Below are 23,784 nucleotides of genomic sequence, written 5' to 3'. Positions count from 1 at the left end.
CCCCTCCAAACGCCCGCTTCCGGAAGCCTCTTTACCCACCTCGTGGCACTCATTGACCACGCCGACTCGGGACGGTTTTTTCGGGCGCTATTCTCGTGAATACACCAATAGAGAAAGCCCAGCTTTCTAGAAAATAAAATGTATAACGCCTCTCGCCATAAAAATGGAGAGGCAACCCACCCGGGCCGCCTCCCCATTAGGCATATCTCGCAACCGCGAATACCGCACGCGCGGCAATTCGCTAATCGATCGCCACCTTGGTGACGTTCTTCTTTTCTACAAACTTGGGCACGCCAACCGTCAGCACGCCATCAGCGTAGCGAGCAGTCAAGCCCTCGCAGGCGGCATCCTTCAGATACACGCCGCGCGTGGCGGAATAGGACACAAACTCCTTCTGCAGGAAGTTCTTATCCTTGTCCTCTTCCTTCTCCTCGACGTTGACGGAAATGGAGAGACGGCCCTCGTTGAGCTCGACATCAATGTCATCTTTGCTGACGCCAGTGAGGTACGCCTTCACCTCATAAGCATCGCCCTTGTCCTCGACGTCGATGGGAAACGCCTTGGACGCCAGCGGCGAGCTCGCGATATCCATCATGTCATCGAACGCGTCGAAGAGCGAAGCGGGGACAACGGGACGAACACCAAAAACAGAACGATACGGAACCATGCTAGCCATACCTGGTCACTCCTTAGTAATGCCACGTCCCACCTGTGGGGACGCTGGACTTCGTTGACGCTGTTGTTATTCCCGCGCCAGCAAAGCTTAAACTCATCAAGAAAGATTTTTTAAGCGTCACATAGTCATCAAATCTAAGTGTGTATGACTAAGGTTTAAGCTACTACCGATTTGGCGCCTCCATCAAACGATGCGGGGCTGCTGTGGAGAGCGTTGTCCGCTCGCTGCCGCGGCGCCACGGGATGACCGAACAGCGTACAATCTATCTATTCGTAATCGACTGAAGGAACACATGGTCGAACAGGATAGAGCGCAGATGAGCCGGGGCGCAGAAAAAACCGGCATGGCCACGGCAACCAACGAGCCCATGAGGCGCGATGCCGCCCCCTCCCCCAACACATTCCGCGCAGAGGCAGCGCGCGGCGGCCGCCGTCATATGGGCGTCGCCACTTCCGACCCGCAATACCTCCCGCTCACTCCCCAAGAGCAAGCTCGCGAACGCGCCATGGCGCGCGAACACCAGCGCTCCCAAAACGCAGGCCAGCAGCCCGATGCTCACAACGCCGCCCCTCGCCCCGCCCACCCCATGCAGACCATCCAGCCCGGAACTCACCGCAGCTTGCAGCATTCGGCGCGCTATCTCTCCACCCCAAAGCCCGGCAAGACCATCTTCAAGTCTCGCTATGAGAAGCAGCACCGCCATGCCAAAGCCGTCTTGCTAGCCGTGCTGCTCCTCGCAGCCATTCTCGGCCTTGTCTGGTTCTTTTTCCTGCGCTAAATCGCGTATGCTAGCCACAACTCCATAACGCCCGCCATCAAGGAGGCCCCATCATGGCGCAAGACGCCCACCCCTACATCTATGCCGATAACGCGGCGACCACACCGCTCTCACCCGTCGCCCTCGATGCCATGATGCCCTACCTTACCAGCGAGTTTGGCAATCCCAGTGGCATTCATCGCGTTGCGAGCACAGCAGCTCGCGCACTGGCGGACGCACGCGAGCACATGGCGGCACTGCTGGGCGCGGCGCACCCAGAGGAGATGTACTTCACCAGCGGCGGCTCGGAGTCTGACAACTGGATCCTACGTGGAGCGGTCCGGCGATTCCGCGACATAAACGGCTCGAACGTGACGCCTCGCGTGATCACCGGCGCCATCGAACACCACGCTATCCTTCATTGCTGCGAGGCGCTCGAGCGCGAGGGCGTGGACGTTACCTATCTACCCGTTGATGCATGCGGACGAGTTCAACCCGCAGATCTTGAACAAGCCCTCGCCCACAATGAAAACGCAGCGGGCATGGATTCCGGCGCGACCGCGCTTGTCTCCATCATGCTCGCCAACAACGAGGTAGGCACCCTCGAACCCATCGCCGACCTCGCCCGCATAGCCCACGCGCATGGCGTGCCCTTCCATACCGACGCGGTCCAGGCAGTGGGCCATGTACCCGTTAACGTTGCGGAGCTCGCCGTCGATGCGCTCTCCCTTTCTGCCCACAAGTTCCACGGCCCCCGCGGCGTTGGCGCCCTCTACCTGCGAGAGGGCTTCTCCATCCCGCCGCTCATCGCCGGCGGGGCACAAGAACGCGGCGAGCGCGCGGGTACGGAGAACCTAGCGGGAATCGTGGGGATGGTGGCCGCGCTGCAGCAGCAGGTGGACTCACTCGACCATGTGGACGATGGTCCTTCGCAGCGCATCGCCTCTATGAGAGACGAGCTCATCGACCATATATGCGCCTCCTGCACAGACGTTCATCCCACCGGCGACCCCGACCGCAGGCTCCCCTCTATCGCATCATTCACCTGCGAGGGCGTTGACGGCGAGTTGTTGGTAGTCCTTCTCGACCGCGCAGGCGTCGCCGCCGCAACCGGGTCCGCGTGCTCAACCGGATCGACCGCCCCCTCGCATGTCCTCACCGCCATGGGCATCGACCCCCTGCGAGCAAAGGGTGCGCTGCGCCTTTCGCTTGCTGATGACATCACGCGCGAAGACCTCGACCTTCTTAAAGACCGTGTTCCCGCAGCGATTGAACGCGCGCGCCTCATGAGCGGCATCACGGGTGCCTGCGCATGCTATTAGGCATCTACCCGCTAGCATCTCAAGACTACGCACAAAAGAGGGGTCCACCATCGCTGATGGACCCCTCTCGATCATCGCGTTACATCGCGCCAGCTAGCATCTGCAAGCGCGGCACCTGCGACCGCAGCGCGGCAACGCAAGCTAGGACAGCAGTTTGCGGCCGTCTTCCTCAATAGCGGCGATCAGCGCATCGGCAGCAGCGGCATCCTCGCCCTTGGCGAAGATATACAGCTTGATCTTGGGCTCGGTGCCGGACGGGCGGACAATCGCCTTGTTACCGCCCTCCAGGTCAAACTCGATGACGTCCGCCGCAGGCAAGCCGTTTACGCACGTAGCGTAATCGACAACGGCCTCGACCTTGGAACCGGCGATCTCGGCAGGAGCCTCGGAGCGCAGGGACTTCATGATGCCAGCCATCTTGGCGGCGCCATCGGCGCCGGGATAGCTCAGAGAAACGGTCTTGTTGTGATAGTAGCCGTGCTTCTCGTACAGGTCGCGCATGGCCTCGACCAGATTCTTTCCCTGCAGCTTGTAGTACTGGGCCATCTGGCAAATCAACATGGAAGCGTTGACGGCATCCTTGTCGCGCACGTGATCACCGGACAGGTAGCCGTAGCTCTCCTCAAAGCCAAAGATGAAGCGGTCCACTTCGCCAGCGTCGGAGAGGCCAGTAATGATGTCGCCAATGTACTTAAAGCCAGTCAGGCAGCGGCGCAGCTCAAAGCCGTACTCGGCAGCCAAAGCGTCGACCATAGCGGAGGAGACGATAGTGGTGACGGCAACCTTGCTGGAAAGGTCCTCGCCGCGCTCGGCACGCATCTTGCAGATGTAGTCAAGCAGCAGCACGCCCATCTCGTTGCCGGTCAGCAGCGTATAGTCATCGCCGTCGGCGCAGGCAACGCCCACGCGGTCGGCGTCCGGATCGGTCGCCAGCAACAGATCGGGCTTGACCTCCTGGCAAAGGTCGATGCCCTTCTGCATGGCTTCGCGAATCTCCGGGTTGGGATACGGGCAGGTGGGGAAGTCGCCGTCGGGGTCGCGCTGCTCGGGAACAACGGTGATGTCCGTTATGCCCACCTTGTTCAGAACGGTGGTAACGGGAATCAAGCCGGTACCGTTGAGCGGAGTATAGACCAGCTTCAACGGGGCGTTGGCGATCTGCTCATCGGTAAGGTTGTTCACGGACTTATCGGTGACGGCGTCGTAGTAAGCATCCAGCACCTCGTCGTCGATCCACTTGACCAGACCCTGTTCAACAGCGACGTCGAAGTCCATGGTCTTGATGTCCTTAAACGGATCGCACGCATTCATAGCCGCAGAGATGGCGTCGGCGGCCTCGCTGGTGATCTGGCAGCCATCGGGGCCGTAGGCTTTGTAGCCGTTGTAGGGCGCCGGGTTATGGCTCGCGGTCATGCAGATGCCGCCGGAGCACTTAAGATAGCGGGTAGCCCAGGACAGGGTGGGTACCGGGGAGATCTTGGGATAAACGTAGGATGTCACGCCGTTCGCAGCAAGAATCGCGGCGGTAGTCTTAACAAACAGCTCGCCCTTGTTGCGGCTATCACGCGCGATAGCGACCGTGGGATTCTCAAACGCCTTGTTTAGATAATCGGCAAAACCCTGGGTGGCGCGGCCGACCGTGTAGATGTTCATGCGGTTGGTGCCGGCGCCAATGGTGCCGCGCAGGCCAGCGGTACCAAAAGCCAGGTCTTGGAAGAACGCATCGGTAATGGCGTCCTCGTCCCCTGCCTCCTGCATTGCCTTGAGCTCCGCCAGAAGCTCTTCATCCGTAACGTTTGCAAGCCACGTATTCAAAAGCTCGTGCACATCTACCATGGTTGCAGCCTTTCCCTTGTACTCCCAATTGATATGACGCGCCGCCATATTGGCGGTTGATAGGTGGACGAATATTCTTTTGGACGAAAATAACGCCTACCTTTTTGCATCATACGGCAATTGCCCGTAGGTGATAGGGAAATATTGGCAGGCGTTCACGTTTGAGCGGTGAACCAGCGAAGCCCTTGCACAGGGTTAACGCGCTGTAAACAGAAATGGCCCCGCGCAATGCGGAGCCATATCTTTTCCGTTCCAATGGATGGTGGGCCGTCAGGGGTTCGAACCCTGGGCCTTGGGATTAAAAGTCCCCTGCTCTGCCAACTGAGCTAACGGCCCGCAGAGGCATTGTAACACGGTTGGGGACAACTTGGTTTCTCAACACATTCCCCATTTAGCAAGTGAGGCGCCCTTACGTGATCCATCACCGCCTAGCGGCTACTCCCAAGCCCACTGACCGTTAACAAATACGGGAACCTCGGTGCCGTCTTCGCAGATGCCGGTGATATCCATATCATCGGTGCCGATCATGAAGTCCACGTGGGTGGCAGAGGTGTTGACGCCGGCTTCGCGCAGCTCATCAGAAGACATCTCATATCCGCCCTCGTAGCACTCGGGGAAACCAACGCCCAACGCCAGGTGGCAGCTTGCGTTTTCATCGTACAGCGTATCGTAGAACAAGATCTCGCTCTCGCGGATGGGCGTGTTCTTGGAAATAAGCGCCACCTCGCCCAAGCGACGGGCGCCCTCGTCCGTATCAAGAATGCTCGCCAGCGTATCCTTGCCAATAGCGGCATCAAAGTCGACTACGCGGCCGTTCTCAAAACGCAACCAGAATCGGTCGATCTTGTTGCCGTGACGCACCAGGGGCAGCGCGGAGTACACCACGCCGTTCACCTGGTCGCAATGGGGAGAGGTAAAGACTTCCTCCGTAGGGATGTTGGGGAAGAACGGATGGCCCTCGGGCGTCTCGCACTTTCCTCCCGCCCACAAATGGCCGGCGGGCAATCCAACGGTAAGATCGGTTCCATTGTCAGAGCGGTAATGAAGCGCCTTGAACCGACGCTCATTTAGCAGGCGAAGATTCTTCTCAAAGGTAGCGTCATGCAGCTCCCAATCGCTCTCGGGATCCTCTCCGTCAGCACAGGCAACAGAGAGAATCGCGCACCACAAGCGATAGATTGCCACCTCGTCCGCAACACCGGGAAACACGGTACGTGCCCATGCCGCCACCGGCGCGCCGGCGATGCACCAGGGATTGATATTGAAGTCCAAGCCGTGGCGAAAAGAGCTGCACTGGGTGTTGCGCGCCTTGCTCGCAGCGGCGGGCTTAGCGGGGTCGATACCCTTGAGCGCCTCCGGATCGGCTCCTTCGACAAAAATAAAGCAGGCGCCGTCCTCTGCCAGCGAATTAAGCTGGAGTTTCTGCCATTCGGGAACATTCTCAAACCAAGCGGTCTCAACGTTCTCATATGTCAGACGAGAAACCTCGTCATCGCCCCAAATCACCGTCACGTGGCCGGCGCCCGCGGCATACGCGCGCTTGACCAGCAAGCGGGCAAACTCCGCGCATTCAACGGGACTTTGCACAACCACTTCTTGACCGGGCTTTACGTTAACGCCCTTGCGCACAACCAGGTTTGCATAGCGCTCGATCGCTGGCGCGAGCTTCTGCATGCCCATACGAGCGTCTTCGCAGGTGTACTCAAGCAGAGACATAGACGGTTCCTTTCCTTCGCGCGCAATCCATGCAAAGCGCGCGGCACGTCAAAAAAACGGGCACGCCCCAAGCCGGTGGCGTGCCCGTCTTTTCATCACTACCAAACAGCGGACTTGAGTTATACCCTCTTTTGTCCGCCGCGTTACATCGCAGTAATGGTGCGATTACTTGCCCTTGCGAGCCTTACGCTCCGCGTCTTTTGCCATGGCGCGCTCAATAACATCGTTGAGCTTGGCATCGCTCATGCCCTCAGCGGTAGCACGGGCCTGGTTGCGAATAGGACGGATACGAACCATGTCATAGATAAAGCCACCGATGATGCACGCGTACGCCATCGCGATCGCAGCAAACTCGATCTTCTGGTATATACCGCCGCTATCCTCGCCGTATACCATGAGAAGCGCCCAGCCAATAAGGATGAACACCAAACCAAGGGCCATCACGATCCAAAACTTGGTGCGACGCGGCTTGTACTCGGGATCTTCTTTCATCAGCACGTTGGATGCGCTGTAGATAAGATCTTCCTGGCGACGGAGCTCTGCCTTGCGGGCCTTCTTCTCCTCGCGAGACAAACCGGAGAGGTCCTCGCCGCGCTCAAGCTGCTTGCGCTTGTCCTTGGCGCTCGCCGGAACCACGCGGACGGAAGCCGCGGCGGCGCGGGCGGGCTTGGCGGAACCTGCCGACTTGCGGGTCATACCGCTGCCAGCGTGCTCCTGGTTACGCTTGTTCATGGGACTACGGGTGCTCACTTACGCTTGCTCCTTCATGGATTCGAACTTCTCGCCGGTGATGATCTCATATGCCTCGCGGTAACGGGCGGACGTTCCCTCGATAACCTCTGCGGGCAGATGCGGCGCATCGCCGGTCATGTCCCAGTTGGCCTTCAGCCAATTGCGGACATACTGCTTATCATAGCTGGGCTGGACCTTGCCCTCTTCATAGGTGTCGGCAGGCCAGAAGCGGCTGGAGTCCGGGGTGAGGCACTCGTCGATCAGGGTCACCTTACCGTCGATGATGCCAAACTCAAACTTGGTGTCCGCGATGATGATGCCACGGGTTGCGGCATACTCGGCGGCAGCCGTGTAGATCTTCAGCGACAGGTCACGCAGCTGGCTCGCGATGTCCTCGCCCACAAGCTCAACGCAGCGCTCATAGGAGATATTCTCATCATGGTCGCCAATAGCAGCCTTGGTGGAAGGAGTGAACAGCGGCTCGGGCAGCTTGGAAGCCTCGACCAGGCCCTCGGGCAGCTTGATGCCGCACACGGTGCCGTCCTCGTCATAGGTCTTCTTGCCAGAACCGGTCAGGTACCCGCGGACGATGCACTCGACCATAATGGGCTCGGCCTTCTTGACCAGCATGGAACGGCCCGCCAGGTAGTCGGCGTACTCGGCATACTCCGCGGGGAAATCTGCCGTGTCGATGGAAACCAGGTGATTGGGGACAATGTCCGCAAACTTCTTGAACCAGAACTCGGAGATACGGTTCAGGATCTCGCCCTTGAACGGAATCTCGTCCGGAAGGATGTAGTCAAACGCGGAGATGCGGTCGGTTGCAACCATCAACAGGTTGTCGCCGGTATCGTAGATATCGCGAACCTTGCCGCGGGAATCGGGACGACGCTCCATTGTCGACACAGAGATCAACTCCTTTATATATGTTGCCACGTAACGCTGCCGCGGCCCCAGCCCGTGCGGGCTGGCCCTTCGCAGCTAATCCACCATTGTAGTTGATGCGCTATCACCTGTGTGCTCGCGCGGCAGATGAATCGTAAAAGTTGTACCCTTTCCAAGTTCAGACTCCACGGAGATGAATCCATGGTGGCGCTCGACAATCTGCTTGGTGACCGCCAAGCCTACGCCCAGGCCCCCGGCTTCGCGCGCGCGGCTGGCGTCTGCGCGCCAGAAGCGACCGAAGATACGCGACAGGTCCTCTTTTGCAATGCCGATGCCGGTGTCCGAAACCGAGATCATCACGTGACGGCGATCTGCGCGCACCGTCACCACTACCCAACCGTCCTCCGGCGTGTAGCGCATGGCGTTACTCATGATGTTGATGACGGCCTGCGTGATCATGTCGGAATCCACCTCTATGGTCACCTGCTTGCCAGCGGTCTCATCCGCAAAGCGCAGGTGCAGGTCGCGCTCGTGAAACAGCGGATGCTGCGCGTCCACAACGTTGCGCACCAGGTTAGAGATATCCACGGGCCGCAGGTTCATGGGGGCCGTACGGTTCTCCATACGCGACAGGTCCAGCATCTGCTGCACCAGGCGAGACAGACGGCGGGTTTCGGACGCCACGGTCTCAAGGTGCTCGTCATCGGTGGGCAGTACGCCGTCCTGCATGGCCTCGACCGTAGCGAGCATCGCCATCAAGGGCGTGCGCAGCTCGTGGGCAACGTCGCTGGCTAGGCGCCGCTCATGCTTAAGGTCCTTCTCAAGCGAGGTCGCCATCTCATCAAACGTCTCACCCAACTGGTCGATCTCATCGTCCCCGCGCATGTTGGTGCGGGCGGACAAGTCGCCGTCGCGAATCTGCTTTGCCGTCGACGTGATGCGGCGGATGGGGTTGGTGAGCATGCTGGATACAAAGAAGCCAATAAGCAGGGCGATGGCGATAGCGATAAACGACGCCAAGCCCATAGCGTTAAACGTCTTCTCCCTAAACGCCGTATCCGCCTTGGTAAGCAAAGCGTCACTGCCCAGAACCCATAGGCGCACGGTGCCGATCTTGACGCCATCGCCGGTAACCACGGGTTCGGACACCGCGCCCTCTTGATCGGTGGGAGCGGTTGAAACCAAACTATGCGGTTTTTCGGACGATGACCCCGCGTTTGCGGAAACCTGTTGCGCATTCGCCGCGGAAGCGTCGGCAGCGCTCGCGTCGCCCTGAGCGGAGGCCTGGTTCTGGGCGGCGGCCTGCGCCTGCTCTGCGGCCTCGCGCTCTTGCTCGCGCTTTATCTCGGCCGCCAGCGAAGCCGCAGGCCAGGTGTCGTCATACACCACGTTTCCAGCAGCGTCCACCACCTGCATGCCAATATCGTCTGAAACAAGATTGGACTCGGTGATCGACGCCAAGTCACCGGTAAACCATCCGCCGCTCTCCTCGTATACAGCGGCGATTTTCTGCGCGGTTATCTGAGCGATCTCAACAACGTTAGCGCGCGTGTAGTCCGAAAACGCGCCACCCCACACCACGGTGACAACGCATACCAACACAAGCACCGTCATGAACGACGTCAGCGCAAAAGACAGGGCCATGCGCATACCGTAGCTCATCACGGTGCGAGAATCGGAACGAGGCGTGTTCCAGCTTGCGCGGGAACCCGCCTCGTCGGACTGTTTATGTTTTTGATCGAGGACGAGTCGAGCCGGCAGCATTACTTCGCGCCGTCTTGCTTATCGTCCGCGGGCTTGGCCGGAGCCTCGAAGCGGTAGCCCACACCGTGTACCGTGTAGAGCCACTTGGGGTGCTTGGGGTCATCACCCAGCTTGGCGCGCAGGTTCTTCACGTGGCTATCGATGGTGCGCTCGTAGCCCTCAAAATCGTAACCAAGTACCTTCTCGACCAGCTCCATACGGTTGTACACACGCCCGGGATGGCGCGCCAGGGTGGTCAGCAGCTTAAACTCGGAAGCGGTGAGGTCGACCTCTTTGCCATCGACCAAAATCTTGTGGCCAGAGATGTCGATAACCAGATCTCCAAAGTCCAGAACCTCGACCTGCGGCTCATCTGCCAAATGGGTACGGCGGAACAGCGCGCGGACGCGGGCAACCAGCTCGCGGGGAGAGAACGGCTTGATCAGGTAATCGTCCGCACCAAGCTCCAGGCCGATAATGCGGTCCTCGACCTCGCCCTTGGCGGTCAGCATGATGATGGGCACGTCCGAGGTATCGCGAATGGCACGGCACACGCGCTCGCCGGAAAGCTTGGGAAGCATGAGATCGAGAACAATGAGGTCAAACTGATGCTTTTCAAATTCCTCAACGGCAGATTGGCCGTCACCTACGCCAACAACCCAATATCCCTCGCGCTCGAGGTAGGCCGCAACGGCATCGCGAATCGCCTTCTCGTCTTCAACGAGCAGAATTTTCCTTGCGTCCGAAGCCATATTGAGGCCTCCTTATCTCATAAGATGCGAACCCTACACATTTTATCGTAGAGAGCGGCGCACGGGTTGCCCGGTTGCACATCGCATCGCCAAGCGGCCTTTTGCGCGTTGCGGCGCCAAAGCCCCTGCCGACTGTTTCAATATGCGCTCCAAAACCCATGAAGCGTCTCTAGCGTATTATTATGCCCAACTTTACCAGTTGCGTATCAGTCGCGCATAACATGAGGGGGCATTCTGCGTTGTATAGGATTCGATTGGCAAGCCGTAAAGACGCTGCAGCCGTTCTTGATTTGTACGCGCCCTATGTGACCTCGACCACCGTGAGCTTTGAGGTCGAGCCCCCTTCCGTGGACGAATATGCCGATCTCATTCAGTCCGCCCTTGATCGCTACACGTTCTTGGTATTGGAGCGCATGGACAATGAGGACGATGAGGGCCTGGGCACCGCAGGCGAAGCGGCGCCAGCCGGCGCAGACATTGTTGGGTTCGCCTCGTACGGACCCTTTGGCCACCGCGTGGCATACCAATGGTCGGCAGAAATATCCATCTACCTTAAGCAGGGTCTCACCGGAAACGGACTGGGCGCCCATTTGCTAGACGCCCTCGAGAAGATTATGGCGAGCGCGGGCATCACCAATAGCGAGTCTTGCATTTGCAGCGAAAACACCGGGTCAATTGAGTTCCACCGCCGCCACGGCTACCGAACCTGCGCCGAATTTACCGATTGCGCATCTAAATTTGGACGATGGCTGGGCATACAGTGGCTCGAAAAGCACCTGGCCCCGCATCCCGCAAACCCCCAGCCGCCCCATGCGCCCACACCCCAAGACTGCGAGCGCATCCTTGCCGCGGTCAACGCGCGCCTGGCGAGCAAGAGCTAATTCCATCTAGATAGCAAACAGGCGCGCCGTCACGCTCTGGGGTATGCCCTGGGTGTCGCGCACCGTTGAGTACACCAAAAACTGCGTGGTATGACCCTCGCTCGCCGGGTAATCGCCAAAGCTCAGGGAATGGTCCGGACTCGAGATCGCGTCATACGTGTTCTCAGCCGTATCGACAATGTAGTGCGCGGACTGTGTCTTGATGTAGAAGCGATTTCCGTTAAACGACGTCCACGCGGCGGGCTCGCGGCTAAAGTAAACGTACGGCTCGCCTTCTCGTCCAATATAGGTGCCCATGTTGCCCAGGCTGCCACCGTAGTTGTAGCTTGCCTCAATAGAGAAGACAAACTGCTCGCCCGTGTACACCGCGTCAAACGGCCTGATAGAGGCGGGCAGCACCAGCTGGTCCATCTGCTTGTGCTTGTCATCGTCCAACTCTATGGCCGTCATTCCGTAATACGTGCCCTCTTCATTGAGCACGCGCGGAACAATGGTGAGCATGTTGTCGGAAACGCGCGGGTGCGTGGCGAACCTACCAATGGACTCCCAGATCTCCGAGCCCTCCTTATCCCCCACGTGCCACCGCAGGCAATGGGAGGCGGACGATGATTTTGAACCGGACGCCAAGGGCATCTTTTGCCAAATCACGGAATCGCCCGTAACCGTAAACATGGGAGGCTCCCAGTCCGCGTTACCGGAATCGAGCTCTGCAGGCTCCCCGGTCATCGTGCCCTCGGAGAAGCCCTGGCCGTACAGCTTCCAGTCGCGCGTGTTGTAGTCGATCTCTACCCATGCAAACGCCGAGCTACCGCAGCGCACATCGAAAAAGGTGTAAAGCCTACCGTTGATTGCGCCCTCTCGGACCGTGGTGAGCGCTCCGGATGCCAGCGAAAGAACGCCCAGGGTATTGGGATGCAGGGCGCTTTCCGGCGTGAGCATGGCCGCGGCCCAAGAGCCCTCGCAGTGGAACAGCACGGTTCCCAAGGGTAGGGTCCATGTTTGGGCAGCGGCAAGGCCAAAGTCTTGCGCCTTGTAATCATCCAAAACAGAGACGATCGACTCGTCATCGATCTCCTGGGGCTCGCCCGTAGACTTTTTCTTATCCTCATCGCCACCGCAGGCAGAAAGGCCCGTTGCGGCGGCGACCGCGCCCGCGGCGGCTACGCTACCCAATGCAAAACGCCTGCGACTAAACCCCTTATACTCCCCGTTGAGCAGGCCCATGGACCTACGCCTCCGCAGCGGCTTCGCGCAGCGCCAGGGTCAGCTGGTCCGCGCAGGACGTGGAACGAGGTCCGCAGGTATTGCCCTGCAGCAGCTCGACAACCCTGTTAACCGGCATGCCGGCGACAAGCTTGCCGATAGCCTTAAGGTTGCCGTTGCAACCGCCAACAAAAGACACGCTCTCAACAACCTTGCCGTCATCGGAAAGATCAACGTGAATGGAGCGAGCGCAGACGCCGCGCGGCGTGAAGTCATGGGAAATCATGATGGTCTCCTTGTAAAGGTATTCCAATTTGTTTTGCCTATTATCCCCGCTCGCGCGCCCAAAGGCGAACCTTCTTAAGCAGAGTACACATATATATAAGAGTTAGAAATAAGAAATGGACCTGGCAGCGAATGCTGTGGACGAGGATGCGGCCAAGGTTATCGCCCACGCCTTTACCATCTAACCATGCGCAACCCATAGCAAAAGAGGCCCCCGGCGCCGCCGGAGACCTCTTTGCAAGCAAGTTTGCTATGCGCGCAAGCGCGAACTACTTGGAGCTGCTGGCCTCGAAGGTGAAGGGGGTTGCCCAACCCTCGGGGACAGCGCCGGTCTTGCCGTTGCCCAGATCCTGGACAACCCAGCCCTCGGGCACGCCGCCCTCGCCTTCCCAAGCGCCAACCTGGTGGCAGGAAGCGCAGGTGAAGACGGACTGATCATGCATGAGGTGGCAGGAGTTGCACTGCTGCACGCCATGGTAATCGCTATGCGGGTCAAAGCTGAAGTCCTTGGTGGAGGACTCGGTAGCGCCCGGCATCACGCCAGCGCCCAGGTGGCAACCGCTCTGCAGGCAGAAGTCGTTCGAGAAGGTGACCTTGTCGAACGGCTGGGTGTAGTCGCCGGACAGCTGGATCTGGACCTCGTGCACCATCTGGGGCAGGGTTGCCTCATGGCAGCCCAGGCACTGGTTGTTGGTAGCAGCGCGGTGCTTGTAAGCCAGGGTGGTGGTGTCCTGGGTGTAGGTCTGGTAGTACTTGCCCATGGTGCTGTGGCAGATAACGTCGCAGCACTCAGGCGTTGCATGCCAGGCCCAACCGGCAACGCCGATGACGGTCACAACGACCACAGCGGCGATGATGATCGGGAGGCGCTTGCCCTTCCAATCAAACTTCTTCTTAGGAGTTGCCTCGGGCGTACCCTCGGTGCTCTCCTTGATCTCGTCAGCCATTGTTTTCTCCTCTCGAGACCACTAGGCGTTCGCGGGGTTATCGCCGCAGTACTTCTTCAGCAGGCCGTCGTACTTGCGCGTACGCTCGTCATAGGCGACTCCGCCGTCGACCAGCAAGCCAAGCTCCTCAAGATCCTTGGACTCCTGCTCAAGACCCAGGTCTGCCAGGCACTGCTTAGTGGGGCAGCCCAGCTCCTCGTCCCAACCAAAGCGCTTGTAGAACATGGTGAGGGACTTCTTCCAGTCCTCTCGATCCATCTTGTCGGTACCAGCGGTGAAGGGCTTGATGTCGGGATCCTTGGTGAAGACCCACTCGGTGATGACGTCATGGATGTTGCGCATGTCGTTGCAGCCCATCTTGCCGTCCTTGTCCTTCATGCCGCGGACGGTGTTGACGCGCTGGAGGGTCATGATACGCTCGCCGGCCTTGTACAGGTCGTCGATGGTGACCTCCTGGCCGGTGACGGCGGTGTAGAACTGGGCCTCGAGGTCCAGGTCGCCGCGGTAGCTGCGCTCCTTAGCGGGAGCCATGGCCATGGGCCACACCCAGTTGCACAGCGTCAGGGAGTCATGCAGGACGTCGGTGACGATGCTCCACCAAGCGAACTCGACCTTGTGCTCGTTGATGGGGGTGTAGTTCTTGTCCGGATCCATGGCGTCCTCGCCGCCGAACATCTCCTTTGCCATTTCCTTCTTGAGCTCGATGGGAAGACCGCAGCCCTGGAGGTTAACGGCGGAGTGGATCATGTCATCGCGGTTGAAGACCATGTTGTACAGGCCGCCAACCTGGGCAAAGCACTCGATGGCGTGGTGAACCGGCCAGCCGCGGTAGTTGATCAGCGCGGAGGTCTTGTTCTCGAACCAGTCGGGACGGTTCCAGTGGTCCTTGTCGGCCCAAACGTACGGACCGTGACCAAGCCAGGAAATGGGCTTGTTCTTGGTGTCGTTGGATGCGATATCGAGGAGAATCTTGATGAACGACGTGGGATCGCCGGACATGATGCCCTCGAAGTTGTACTCAGCCATCTGCTCGGGAGTGCAGTGCTCGGCGAGGATGCCCTCCTTGTAGGTCCAGGCAAGGTCGCGATAGAGCTGAGCATAGTTGCACCACAGGCCAAGGTCGTCGACCGTGACGGAGATCAGCTGGTTGTAGAAGACGGACAGGTCGGTGAGCGTCTTGTTCTCGCCCTCCTGGATGCCCGGAACCTGCATGATGGGCTGCATGTACGCGGAGAACGGGAAGTTGGGAACGCAGGTGTTGCCCGAGGACTCGTAGCCGGTGGCTTCCTGAACCTGAGGGACCTTCACCTGGGCGTAGCAACGCACGGGGCAGCCGTGGCAGCCGGCCATCTTCACGGTGTACTTCTCAGCTGCGGGGCCAAGGTCCTTGGTGGACTTCATGCAGCGATAACCCATGGTGTTGGGCTCGAAGGGCTTGGGCTCGCCGGTCTCGATGGGGCCGCCCTCGGCAGCTGCCCAGTAGAGGCCCTTCTTGGCGGTCCAACGAGAACCCTTGTCGTAGTACTCGGCCCAGGACTGCTGGGTGGAGGGGACGACATGGTTGTTGTTGGAGCCAAGGACCTGGGCGATCATGTAGTCGGACAGGTCGGCAACCATCTGCGGGTCGGCAACGTTAACGGCCTTGGTGCCCTTGACGACGACTGCCTTGACCTTCTTGGAGCCCAAAACGGCGCCCAGGCCAGCGCCCGCGGAGTGGGAGCGGCTGTTCATGACGCACGCGTAAGGGAGCAGGTTCTCGCCTGCGGGACCGATGGCGGCGACACAGCACTCAAGGCCGTGCTTCTTGCACAGGGCCTCGGTGGTCTCGCGAGTGCCCTTGCCCCAGAGAGCGGAAGCATCCTCGATGCTGATCTTGTCATCGTTAATGAAGATGTAGACCGGGGTATCGGCCTTGCCCTCGATAATCAGGCCGTCGTGGCCGGAGTACTTGAGCATGGCGCCCAGCTGACCGCCGCAGTGGCAGTCGACAACCAGGTGGTCCTGGGTATAGGTGGACAGAGTAGCCCACGTAGAACGACCGGCCAGGGGAACGCCGGCACCGGTGAGGGGGCCAACAGCGAGAACGGCCTTGTTCTCCTCGTCCATCCAGTCGACACCTGCGGGGACCTCGTCGTACATGATCTTGTTAGCAAAACCCATGCCGCCGATGTAGTCCTTCTGCATCTCGACATCGGACTCTTCGGTGATAGCACCGCTCGTAAGGTTGACGCGGGCGATCCAGCCAGCCCAACCGTAAGAGGTATCAGCCATTTACTTCTCCTATCCTTAACCGATCTTGCCGCCTGCGACGAAGTCCTGCTTCTCGGAGACGAGCGGCCAGGGGTTCTCCTGCTTGGTTGGGCCGGAGGAGTGGCTCACGTCCTCCCACTCGATAAGCTCAATCGCGCCGTTGGGGCACTGCTCGGCGCAGCGGCCGCACGCGATGCACTTAGAGGACTTGCCGGTGACGGTGTTCACCACGGGCATGTGATAGGGGCACGCGGCGACGCAGGTACCGCAACCAACGCACTTCTCGGCGTCGACGTAGCGGATGCCGTTGTCGTCAGTGAGGATGGCGCCCTGCGGGCATGCGGTCTGGCACAGGGCCGTCTTGCACATGTGGCAGGCGCGGACATTCCACTCGCAAGAGTAGTAGATACCGTCGCCGGACCCAAGCTCCTTACCAAACTGGTAGCCGTCGTGCACGTGGATGCGGGCGGCTGCGGGCTGGGACACGCCATCGTTCTGAAGCGTGCAGCTCATCTCGCAGCGCTGGCAACCGGTGCAACGGGCGCGGTTGACCTTGAGCACGTGGGACGGGGTCGCATAGTAGTCGACCTTACCCTTCGAGCTCGTGGGAGCCGCTGCGGCGGTGTCCGGCAGAAGACCCAGGGCCACCATGCTCGCGACGAACGCGCCAGATACCTTCACAAACCCGCGACGGGTGAAGAAGGAGTCGAGGCGATCCGCGCCGGAGCCAACCTGCTCCAAAGCGGTGTTCTCTTTCATAGTTCCCTCCCCTTACTGCATTACGCGATACGCCCAAGGGACGGCGCATCGCACCTTTACTTTGGCGGGACCGTTGGCGATACAGTCTCCGCCGTTAGTATGCATTGTGGGTCAAGGCGCGATCTTCGATTCACCTTGTTATGGGTATCTTTGAAAAATAGTCCGCGATTGGCCTAAAACCTTGTCACCTGTTATAGGGTACACGCTGTACCTGCGGGTTTACATTTGATAACCAGTGGCGTTGAACCACTGCAAACGCTTTATTTTGCTAGAGTTTCTATATTCCCCATTGTATTTATAGGTTGATTTTCTCGTCCACTATATTCATATGGGAGCGCTCTTCATAACGTTTTGCTTGTGTTGCAAACAAACCTTGTGGCAGCGAGGCGCCAATCGATGCACAATAGACTGGTTCAACAGTCACTCAAGAAACGCGACACCCACGGAGGTCGTCCATGCTATCCGAACGCCTACTTTCCAAAACCGTTGGCATAGGAGCCCGTCAGCTCTTCCGCTCTAAGGGCGAGTGTGCCCGCACGCTGCCCGCGCCAGAGGCGGGGCACGAGTACCTGCTCTACGTTCACATCCCATTCTGCGACGTGCTGTGCCCGTATTGCTCCTTCACACGCTTCCCCTTCCGCGAGGAGGCGGCGCGCCGCTACTTCGAAGCGCTGAGGCGCGAGCTCAAGATGATCCATGACCTTGGCTATCAACCGCCCAGCGCCTACATTGGCGGCGGCACGCCTACCATTATGATGGACGAGCTCGAGCGCACCATCGATTACATGCGCGAGCTGTTCCCCACCATTAAAGAGGTTTCCAGCGAAACCAATCCGCCGCACCTTGACCGCGAGCGCCTCAAGCGACTGAGCAATATGGTCCAGCGATTCTCCGTTGGCGTGCAGAGCTTTGACAACACCTTGCTCAAGCGAATGGACCGCTACAACAAGTACGGCAGCGCCGAGGAGATTGTCGAGCGTATCCAAAGCGTGCACGACATGTTCGACACCTTCAATGTGGACATGATCTTCAACTTCCCGGGCCAAACCCCCGAGATGGTCTCGCGCGATATCGACGTGTTCCGCACCACCGGCGCCAACCAGATCACCTACTATCCGCTGATGGCCTCGCCGGGGTCCGAGAAGCTCATGCAAACTTGCTTCCACGGACAGGTCGATTACAACCTGGAAAAGGATCTGTACAACACGCTGTTTGACAAGATGACCGCACCGGTTGAGAAGGGCGGCGTGGGCTTCTACGCTACGGACGTCTACACCTTCGCCAAGGACCGCGACGCCATGATCGACGAGTACGTGGTCGATTACGGCGAGTACGTGGCGGCAGGCTGCGGCGGCTACTCCTTTTTGGGCGATGACATCTACACCAACGACTCCTCGCTGGATGGATACTGCCGCCGTATCGAAGAGGGAACCATGAGCGTTGCCTCCCATATCTCCATGGGCCACGCCAACGGCAAGCGCTATCGCATGGGTCGCGAGCTGTTTGGCTTGCGCCTGGACAACCGCGCTTGGAGGCGCGACTTTGGCAAGTACATTCAGTACGACATGCCCGTCGAATACGGTTACCTGGCCGCCAACGGCGCCTTTGATAAGAATAATGCGGACGAGCTGACCCTTACCCGCAAGGGCCGCTACCTTGTCTTGGTTATGATGCGCCAGATCTTTATTGGCATGAATACGGAACGCGATCGCCTGCGCACCTTGCTGCCCGAGTGCGAGCGCAAGATGTTCGCCGACTCCGCCGCTAAGCAGATCGCGGCGGCGAAGGCTGCCGACGAAGCGGCGGGCGCGGACCAATAAGCGGCCGTCAGCCTACAGGGCAGCCCATTCTAGGTGACTAAAAAACGGAGACAGACAAGCGCGGTCTGCCTCCGTTTTTGTTTCTTTACGCTCCGTGCGTGCCGTATTCGGCAATATAGTCCAGAATCTCTTGGCGAGAATGCAGGTCCGTCTTGTCGTAGATGCGCTTGATATGCGTATGCACCGTGTTGGGCGACAACTTAAGCTCCTCGCTTACGCGCGCTTGGGTGTGACCCAGGGCGTAGAGCGTGAGCACCTCTACCTCGCGGCCCGTAAGCCCAAAGGTCTGTGCCATCTCCATGACCGACGTCGCAATGTGCACGCTGGGCTTTTGGTTCACCATGGGAGCCTGAGCCTGCGGGGAGATGGCAAGCACGCCCATCAGGGGGATGCGACGCACGTCCGCCTCTGTAATGGGCCCCTCGGCGCGGCTGCTCTCCGTTTGCTCGGACGGCGCTGCCAGCAACTTGGTAAACACCACCTGCGTGGCCACCAGCACAAAAAAGCTCATGATCGATATGATGACCGGCGCGTTGCTGGGCATCACGCGAGTGATAGCCGTATCGAATTTCATACCGGCGACGGCCAGCATATTGCTCGCCACCCACGCCGCAGATGCGTAATAGAACGAATCTCGCCAGCCAAAGCTAATGAACGCAATGGTCAAGTACCAGATAAACGCGTTGAGCACCAGCGAGGCGGCCATGACAAACGAGGCGCCGATGCTGATGGTCTTGGGCCAGATCGCAAAAAAGATGGCGCCCAGCGCGATGAGGATCTCCATAACAACCCAAATGCTGGTGGTCAGCGCGCGCATGCGCGACTTAAGGCCGTTTCGCACCCACAGGGCGGCGACCACCCATACAAAGATCATGATGAGAAAGCGCGGCACCGTGCTCATGTAGATAGGGTCGCCAGCGGGAAATCCTCGTCCCATGCCAATGGGGATGGAGATGAACCATATGCCCACGGCGGCCACCACAAGAAAGCTGCGGTTAGAAAAGCGATTCTCGTCCGTACCAAAATACGATTCGGACACAGCGGGAAACGAGTCGCTAGGCGCATCCATGGTGCGCGAGATCTTGATGGCGATCATTTGGGCCGCCGTAAACAGGGCGCCCGCGGCATACCACACAAGCTCGCTGGAGAAGCTCAGCATAAACGTGGCGGTCTCGGAAAGGGCCAAAGCGGCAAACACTACAACCACCGCGGCCTGGGCGGAAACCCCGCGCAGCTTTCGCAACCAGTAAAACTCAAGGTAGGTGCTGCCCACAGTGATACCAACGCCCAGCAGCAGAACCATCCAGGGCAAAGGCGCCGCACCAAGCACCTCGAGCACCGCAGACGCCAGCGAGCACGCACCGGCGAGCACCACCGCACCGGCCGTGGTGGACGAGATAAAACGCTTATCAAAGCGCTTGACCACCAACGTCGACAAAAAGAGCAGCGAGATTATCACAGCGGAGATAAACATGGTGAAGCCGGAGAACGTAGAGGTGCCCGTGGTGGCGTGCGCAACCTGGATGCAGATATTGACCACGGTCGAGCTCAGCGCAAGGCCGAATATCGAAGGCAGCAGCACCTTGTAGGCATCAAAGCCCAATGGCGGCATAACCGTCTGGTCCGCTTTTTCCTGCGACACGCTCTCTCCCCTTTTTGTTCCTTTGGAGCCGTTGACGCGACTACGCTTCTACGCTGCCATAACGTTTGCTCCAAAACCATCTCTGGCGATGGTTTAGTATACCTTGTACTACACTGGTTTGCATGGACCTAACAACATATGAGCCACACATTGAAAGGCGCGCAATGACCGACACTACCGATCAGCAGCCAACAATTCCACCCGCCGCGCTGGAAAGCGATATCTCGCCCGCCGAGGATGCGGAAAAAGACGCCCCCCAGCTCACGGATGAGCAGCGGGCGGAAATTCACCAGCACAACGCCCTTGTTCGCGCATGGGATAAAGCCCTTACCGACATGCGACAGCGCTCTTATGAGGGCAAGCTCACCACACCCGCGCGCTGGAAGCGCCTTGCCATCGCCCCGCAGGAGATGGATGCCGCGGCGTTCGAGGCGGGCCTTATGGACTACATCGAGAGCAACCCCCATGCCGATGATTCCCCCGCTATCGGCCACATGGAGGCTCCCAAGCCCTTGGACGTGCTGCTAGAAGGACAGGATGTGGACGAGGACACGCCCCTGCCCAATCCGGACGTGTCCGATGTGGTGCTGCTCTACGGCAAGAAATCCGTCTACCTCTATTCCAAGCCGCTTCTCTCTAGCAGCTTTGCCCACGCACTGTTCATCACCACGGAAAACGACGACTTCTCGACGTTTATCGACGTAGTGCGCACCGAGTCGCGCGTGTACCCCCGCCCTGTATCCATCCTCGACTTCATGAACCCACCCTACCTGTGGTCTATCGAGAAAACCCGCAGCCTTTTTGAGAGCATTGGGGACGAGGAGGCTTTTGCAGACATCCATTCCTGTAAGACCAGCTTGGATGAGACCTTCTTCTACTCCACCAGATTCCTCAGCGACGCCCAAGGCAAGGCACTGGCGGAATTCTATGGCGTTGAGAAGGGCCGCAACCCCTAAAGACCGGGCGCGCGGCGATTACTTGCCCAGCCCGCCTTATCCACACCGCTCTTACCGCCCGAGCTTGCCGTAACGTCTCGCGTACCGAAACACCTACGCACCACCCACCCGGAAGGAATACCATGGCCAAACAGCGCCTTACCCAAGACACCCCGTTCCTGCGCACGCCGGACATGTACCAAATTGAGAACGACGCCCCCATCACCGAGTACGCCGACGCCACCCTTGACCTTATTGCGGATGCTGCCAACTGCGGTATCCCCGATGGCGCCAACGCCTTTTGCAGCGTGGGCAAGGAGAAGCGCGGCACGGTTCAAATGCAGCTCTTCGCCCGCATTGATCCGGATACCGAGACTTTTGAAGAGGTGGGCTTTCGCAGCCACGGATGCCTAGCCGCCATTGGCTGCGCGGCCCTGCTGGCAAACAAGCTGCCCGGTAAAACCTTTGAGCAAGCGCTCGCCATCACCAAGGAAGAACTTGATGAGGAGCTGGGAGGGCTTCCCAAGAGCCGCATCTACACGCTGGTATTTGGCATCGAGGCGGTTCGCGCGCTCATTGGCGACTACTGCCTGCGCATCAAGGGCTACTCCCTGGCGCAGCTCACCCAGGAGATTCCCTGCGATTATATGTGCGTCAACTGCCTGCTCACGGAAAACTGCTCCCTGCGCGACGAGCGCGTTGACCAAGAGATGCACGAGCTGGGCGAAATCGAGTAGCGCAAGGGTTGCCAACACCCCGTCACGCTACAATGGATGTATCTGACCTGCGCGGCGCGCGCCGCTTGTACAGAAGGAGTCGCCGGTGATCGACCGCTACACTCGCCCCGAAATGGGACACATCTTCTCCCTTGAGAACAAGTACGCCATCTGGCAGGAGATCGAAGTGCTCGCCTGCGAGGCCCACGCCGAGATGGGCAAGATTGGCATCACGCGCGAAGAGGCCGCGTGGATTCGCGAGCACGCCAAGTTCAGCAAAGAAGAGGTTGACGCCATCGAGGCCGTCACCAACCATGACGTCATCGCATTCCTCACCAATATGGGCGAGTATATCGACGCCGAGGTGCCCGAGGGCGAGCCCAAGCCAAGCCGCTGGGTGCACTACGGCATGACCAGCTCCGATCTGGGCGACACCGCCCTGTGCTATCAGCTGGTCCAGGCTACCGATATCATTATCGAAGACGTTCGCAAGCTGGGCGAGATCTGCCGCCGCCGCGCCTTTGAAGAGCGCGAGACCCTGTGCGTTGGCCGCACCCACGGCATCCACGCCGAGCCCATGACCTTTGGCATGAAGTTTGGCAGCTGGGCATGGGAGCTCAAGCGCGACCTGGATCGCCTGCTCGATGCACGCAAGAACGTCGCCTTCGGTGCGATCTCCGGTGCGGTGGGCACGTACAGCTCCATCGACCCGTTTGTTGAGGAGTACGTCTGCGAGCGCCTGGGCCTGGCCCACGACCCGCTGTCCACCCAGGTCATCTCGCGCGACCACCACGCCTATCTGGCCGGCGTTCTGGCAACCACCGCTGCAACCTGCGACCGTATCGCCACGGAAATTCGCAACCTGCAGAAGACCGATACCCTTGAGGCCGAAGAGCCATTCAAGAAGGGTCAAAAGGGCAGCTCTGCCATGCCCCACAAGCGCAACCCCATCACCCTGGAGAAGGTCTGCGGCCTGTCTCGCGTGGTGAAGGCGAACGCCCAGGTCGCCTTTGACAACGTCGCCCTGTGGCACGAGCGCGACATCTCGCACAGCTCCGCCGAGCGCGTGGCCCAGGCAGACAGCTTTATCGCCCTTGACCACATGCTCAACTGCCTTATCCGCATCGTCGACGGACTCATCCTGTACCCCGCGCGCATGCAGGCGAACCTCAACCTCACCCGCGGCCTCATCTTCTCTTCCAAGGTCCTGCTGGCCCTGGTCGACACCGGCATCACCCGCGAGGACGCCTACAAGATCGTCCAGCGCAACTCCATGGCGGTCTGGGACGATGTCCACGCCGCGGTCGACGGCCCCAACCTGCGCGAGCGCCTGGAAGCAGACCCCGAATGCACTGTTTCTTCCGAGAAGCTGGATGAGATTTTCGATCCCTGGGATTTCCTCACCCGCATCGACGTGGTGTTCAAGCGCTTGGAAACGCTCTCCTTTGAGGAGTAAAGCCTCCCTTATATGCATCTGCCAAGGCCTCGGGGCACATCCCGGGGCCTTTTTAATATGAGTTGAACATTGTCAAGTGGCAAAACGTCCCCGCCCCCGGGGAGCTACCGCGGGGGGCGGGGACGACCTATCTTCACCCGGGGGACGCGCCGCTTGAGGGCGTGTCTGCTCGACGCACGTTCGGCACTCTAATATCCGCGGGTCGGAACCGCATTTCGTTGCTACGGCTGGGGGCCTCCGGCTTCATCGCAGTCTCGTGGCGGGCGTGGCGGTCCCCCGCTGCCCAGAAAAAGGAACTGGAATGGCCTCCCAACGGCCTCGAGCGCGGCGCGCCCCGGGGTCGGACTCCTATCTCGCCGCGGGCGCTACCGGACCATGAGCGCTATCGCCCAGACCCAGCAGGCCATCTCGCGGGCCGTCGCGCAGTTCGCCACGCAGGGCCTCTTTCCCGCCTGCGACATGGCGTCGCGC

The 23,784-nt window shown here is 59.6% G+C and carries 20 protein-coding genes and 1 tRNA gene; 7 read left to right on the top strand and 14 right to left on the bottom strand.

Features of this window, described 5'->3' with window-relative positions:
* Positions 1-241: 241 nt before the first annotated feature.
* A complete protein-coding gene (locus HMPREF9452_RS10165; RefSeq protein ID WP_009142047.1) occupies positions 242-676 on the bottom strand; it encodes an Hsp20 family protein in 435 nt (144 codons plus the stop codon).
* Between the two features lie 292 nt (positions 677-968).
* Between HMPREF9452_RS10165 and HMPREF9452_RS10160 the strand changes: the two genes are divergently transcribed.
* Positions 969-1,454: a hypothetical protein gene (locus tag HMPREF9452_RS10160; protein ID WP_040363009.1), complete on the top strand. Its 486-nt coding sequence runs from the start codon at positions 969-971 to the stop codon at positions 1,452-1,454.
* Between the two features lie 53 nt (positions 1,455-1,507).
* The gene (locus tag HMPREF9452_RS10155) at positions 1,508-2,755 is read left to right on the top strand and encodes a cysteine desulfurase family protein (protein WP_009142045.1); all 1,248 of its coding nucleotides are present in this window, start codon (positions 1,508-1,510) and stop codon (positions 2,753-2,755) included.
* A gap of 141 nt (positions 2,756-2,896) precedes the next feature.
* Here HMPREF9452_RS10155 and HMPREF9452_RS10150 read toward each other — a convergent pair whose 3' ends face one another.
* The 7 genes from HMPREF9452_RS10150 to HMPREF9452_RS10120 form a co-directional block, all read right to left on the bottom strand.
* A complete protein-coding gene (locus HMPREF9452_RS10150) occupies positions 2,897-4,591 on the bottom strand; it encodes a phospho-sugar mutase (RefSeq protein WP_009142044.1) in 1,695 nt (564 codons plus the stop codon).
* Between the two features lie 260 nt (positions 4,592-4,851).
* Positions 4,852-4,927, bottom strand: a tRNA-Lys gene (locus HMPREF9452_RS10145).
* 99 nt (positions 4,928-5,026) lie between these two features.
* The gene (locus tag HMPREF9452_RS10140; protein ID WP_009142043.1) at positions 5,027-6,307 is read right to left on the bottom strand and encodes an aminopeptidase; all 1,281 of its coding nucleotides are present in this window, start codon (positions 6,305-6,307) and stop codon (positions 5,027-5,029) included.
* A 165-nt stretch (positions 6,308-6,472) separates the two neighbouring features.
* The gene (locus HMPREF9452_RS10135; protein ID WP_009142042.1) at positions 6,473-7,057 is read right to left on the bottom strand and encodes a hypothetical protein; all 585 of its coding nucleotides are present in this window, start codon (positions 7,055-7,057) and stop codon (positions 6,473-6,475) included.
* Entirely contained in the window at positions 7,058-7,945 is an 888-nt protein-coding gene (locus HMPREF9452_RS10130) for a phosphoribosylaminoimidazolesuccinocarboxamide synthase (RefSeq protein ID WP_009142041.1), read from the bottom strand.
* A 75-nt stretch (positions 7,946-8,020) separates the two neighbouring features.
* Positions 8,021-9,688 (bottom strand): sensor histidine kinase, encoded by a 1,668-nt coding sequence (locus HMPREF9452_RS10125; RefSeq protein ID WP_009142040.1) that lies wholly within the window; start codon positions 9,686-9,688, stop codon positions 8,021-8,023.
* Complete coding sequence (locus tag HMPREF9452_RS10120; protein WP_009142039.1) at positions 9,688-10,419, bottom strand: response regulator transcription factor; 732 nt, start codon at positions 10,417-10,419, stop codon at positions 9,688-9,690. Before HMPREF9452_RS10120 ends, HMPREF9452_RS10125 begins: the two co-directional genes overlap by 1 nt.
* Before the next feature lie 254 nt (positions 10,420-10,673).
* On the opposite strand from HMPREF9452_RS10120, the gene HMPREF9452_RS10115 reads away from it, so the two are divergent.
* Entirely contained in the window at positions 10,674-11,300 is a 627-nt protein-coding gene (locus HMPREF9452_RS10115) for a GNAT family N-acetyltransferase (protein WP_009142038.1), read from the top strand.
* 6 nt (positions 11,301-11,306) lie between these two features.
* Here the strand turns inward: HMPREF9452_RS10115 and HMPREF9452_RS10110 are convergent, their stop codons facing one another.
* The 5 genes from HMPREF9452_RS10110 to HMPREF9452_RS10090 all read right to left on the bottom strand — a co-directional run bounded on the left by HMPREF9452_RS10110 (position 11,307) and on the right by HMPREF9452_RS10090 (position 16,744).
* Positions 11,307-12,524 carry a hypothetical protein gene (locus HMPREF9452_RS10110; RefSeq protein ID WP_009142037.1) on the bottom strand — a complete coding sequence of 406 codons (1,218 nt, stop codon included), beginning with the start codon at positions 12,522-12,524 and terminating at the stop codon, positions 11,307-11,309.
* A 4-nt stretch (positions 12,525-12,528) separates the two neighbouring features.
* Positions 12,529-12,789 (bottom strand): TIGR03905 family TSCPD domain-containing protein, encoded by a 261-nt coding sequence (locus tag HMPREF9452_RS10105; RefSeq protein WP_009142036.1) that lies wholly within the window; start codon positions 12,787-12,789, stop codon positions 12,529-12,531.
* Between the two features lie 268 nt (positions 12,790-13,057).
* Positions 13,058-13,735, bottom strand: a complete 678-nt coding sequence (locus HMPREF9452_RS10100; RefSeq protein WP_009142035.1) for a cytochrome c3 family protein — start codon at positions 13,733-13,735, stop codon at positions 13,058-13,060.
* A 21-nt stretch (positions 13,736-13,756) separates the two neighbouring features.
* On the bottom strand, positions 13,757-16,006 hold the full coding sequence (locus HMPREF9452_RS10095) for an aldehyde ferredoxin oxidoreductase (protein ID WP_009142034.1): 2,250 nt from the start codon (positions 16,004-16,006) through the stop codon (positions 13,757-13,759).
* 15 nt (positions 16,007-16,021) lie between these two features.
* Positions 16,022-16,744, bottom strand: coding sequence for a 4Fe-4S binding protein (locus HMPREF9452_RS10090; protein WP_009142033.1), 723 nt, complete (start codon positions 16,742-16,744; stop codon positions 16,022-16,024).
* Positions 16,745-17,199: 455 nt separating this feature from the next.
* On the opposite strand from HMPREF9452_RS10090, the gene HMPREF9452_RS10085 reads away from it, so the two are divergent.
* Positions 17,200-18,564 (top strand): coproporphyrinogen III oxidase family protein, encoded by a 1,365-nt coding sequence (locus tag HMPREF9452_RS10085; RefSeq protein ID WP_009142032.1) that lies wholly within the window; start codon positions 17,200-17,202, stop codon positions 18,562-18,564.
* An 85-nt stretch (positions 18,565-18,649) separates the two neighbouring features.
* Here HMPREF9452_RS10085 and HMPREF9452_RS10080 read toward each other — a convergent pair whose 3' ends face one another.
* Positions 18,650-20,206 (bottom strand): helix-turn-helix transcriptional regulator, encoded by a 1,557-nt coding sequence (locus HMPREF9452_RS10080; RefSeq protein ID WP_009142031.1) that lies wholly within the window; start codon positions 20,204-20,206, stop codon positions 18,650-18,652.
* A gap of 164 nt (positions 20,207-20,370) precedes the next feature.
* On the opposite strand from HMPREF9452_RS10080, the gene HMPREF9452_RS10075 reads away from it, so the two are divergent.
* From HMPREF9452_RS10075 to purB, 3 genes are all read left to right on the top strand, one after another.
* Positions 20,371-21,162, top strand: a complete 792-nt coding sequence (locus HMPREF9452_RS10075) for a hypothetical protein (protein WP_009142030.1) — start codon at positions 20,371-20,373, stop codon at positions 21,160-21,162.
* Positions 21,163-21,284: 122 nt separating this feature from the next.
* Complete coding sequence (locus HMPREF9452_RS10070; protein ID WP_009142029.1) at positions 21,285-21,878, top strand: iron-sulfur cluster scaffold-like protein; 594 nt, start codon at positions 21,285-21,287, stop codon at positions 21,876-21,878.
* 85 nt (positions 21,879-21,963) lie between these two features.
* On the top strand, positions 21,964-23,313 hold the full coding sequence (purB, locus tag HMPREF9452_RS10065; protein WP_009142028.1) for an adenylosuccinate lyase: 1,350 nt from the start codon (positions 21,964-21,966) through the stop codon (positions 23,311-23,313).
* The last annotated feature ends 471 nt before the right edge of the window (positions 23,314-23,784 follow it).

The sequence above is a fragment of the Collinsella tanakaei YIT 12063 genome, from assembly GCF_000225705.1.
GTDB classification, from domain to species: domain Bacteria; phylum Actinomycetota; class Coriobacteriia; order Coriobacteriales; family Coriobacteriaceae; genus Collinsella; species Collinsella tanakaei.
Note: the sequence above shows the minus strand (reverse complement) of the source record. Positions and strands in the feature narration are given on the sequence as shown.

What these genes read in the sequence shown, in the direction of transcription:
- HMPREF9452_RS10165 (WP_009142047.1), bottom strand. Translation starts at nt 676, where the DNA reads ATGGCTAGCATGGTTCCGTATCGTTCTGTTTTTGGTGTTCGTCCCGTT.
- HMPREF9452_RS10160 (WP_040363009.1), top strand. Translation starts at nt 969, where the DNA reads ATGGTCGAACAGGATAGAGCGCAGATGAGCCGGGGCGCAGAAAAAACC.
- HMPREF9452_RS10155 (WP_009142045.1), top strand. Translation starts at nt 1,508, where the DNA reads ATGGCGCAAGACGCCCACCCCTACATCTATGCCGATAACGCGGCGACC.
- HMPREF9452_RS10150 (WP_009142044.1), bottom strand. Translation starts at nt 4,591, where the DNA reads ATGGTAGATGTGCACGAGCTTTTGAATACGTGGCTTGCAAACGTTACG.
- HMPREF9452_RS10140 (WP_009142043.1), bottom strand. Translation starts at nt 6,307, where the DNA reads ATGTCTCTGCTTGAGTACACCTGCGAAGACGCTCGTATGGGCATGCAG.
- HMPREF9452_RS10125 (WP_009142040.1), bottom strand. Translation starts at nt 9,688, where the DNA reads ATGCTGCCGGCTCGACTCGTCCTCGATCAAAAACATAAACAGTCCGAC.
- HMPREF9452_RS10120 (WP_009142039.1), bottom strand. Translation starts at nt 10,419, where the DNA reads ATGGCTTCGGACGCAAGGAAAATTCTGCTCGTTGAAGACGAGAAGGCG.
- HMPREF9452_RS10110 (WP_009142037.1), bottom strand. Translation starts at nt 12,524, where the DNA reads ATGGGCCTGCTCAACGGGGAGTATAAGGGGTTTAGTCGCAGGCGTTTT.
- HMPREF9452_RS10105 (WP_009142036.1), bottom strand. Translation starts at nt 12,789, where the DNA reads ATGATTTCCCATGACTTCACGCCGCGCGGCGTCTGCGCTCGCTCCATT.
- HMPREF9452_RS10100 (WP_009142035.1), bottom strand. Translation starts at nt 13,735, where the DNA reads ATGGCTGACGAGATCAAGGAGAGCACCGAGGGTACGCCCGAGGCAACT.
- HMPREF9452_RS10095 (WP_009142034.1), bottom strand. Translation starts at nt 16,006, where the DNA reads ATGGCTGATACCTCTTACGGTTGGGCTGGCTGGATCGCCCGCGTCAAC.
- HMPREF9452_RS10090 (WP_009142033.1), bottom strand. Translation starts at nt 16,744, where the DNA reads ATGAAAGAGAACACCGCTTTGGAGCAGGTTGGCTCCGGCGCGGATCGC.
- HMPREF9452_RS10085 (WP_009142032.1), top strand. Translation starts at nt 17,200, where the DNA reads ATGCTATCCGAACGCCTACTTTCCAAAACCGTTGGCATAGGAGCCCGT.
- HMPREF9452_RS10075 (WP_009142030.1), top strand. Translation starts at nt 20,371, where the DNA reads ATGACCGACACTACCGATCAGCAGCCAACAATTCCACCCGCCGCGCTG.
- HMPREF9452_RS10070 (WP_009142029.1), top strand. Translation starts at nt 21,285, where the DNA reads ATGGCCAAACAGCGCCTTACCCAAGACACCCCGTTCCTGCGCACGCCG.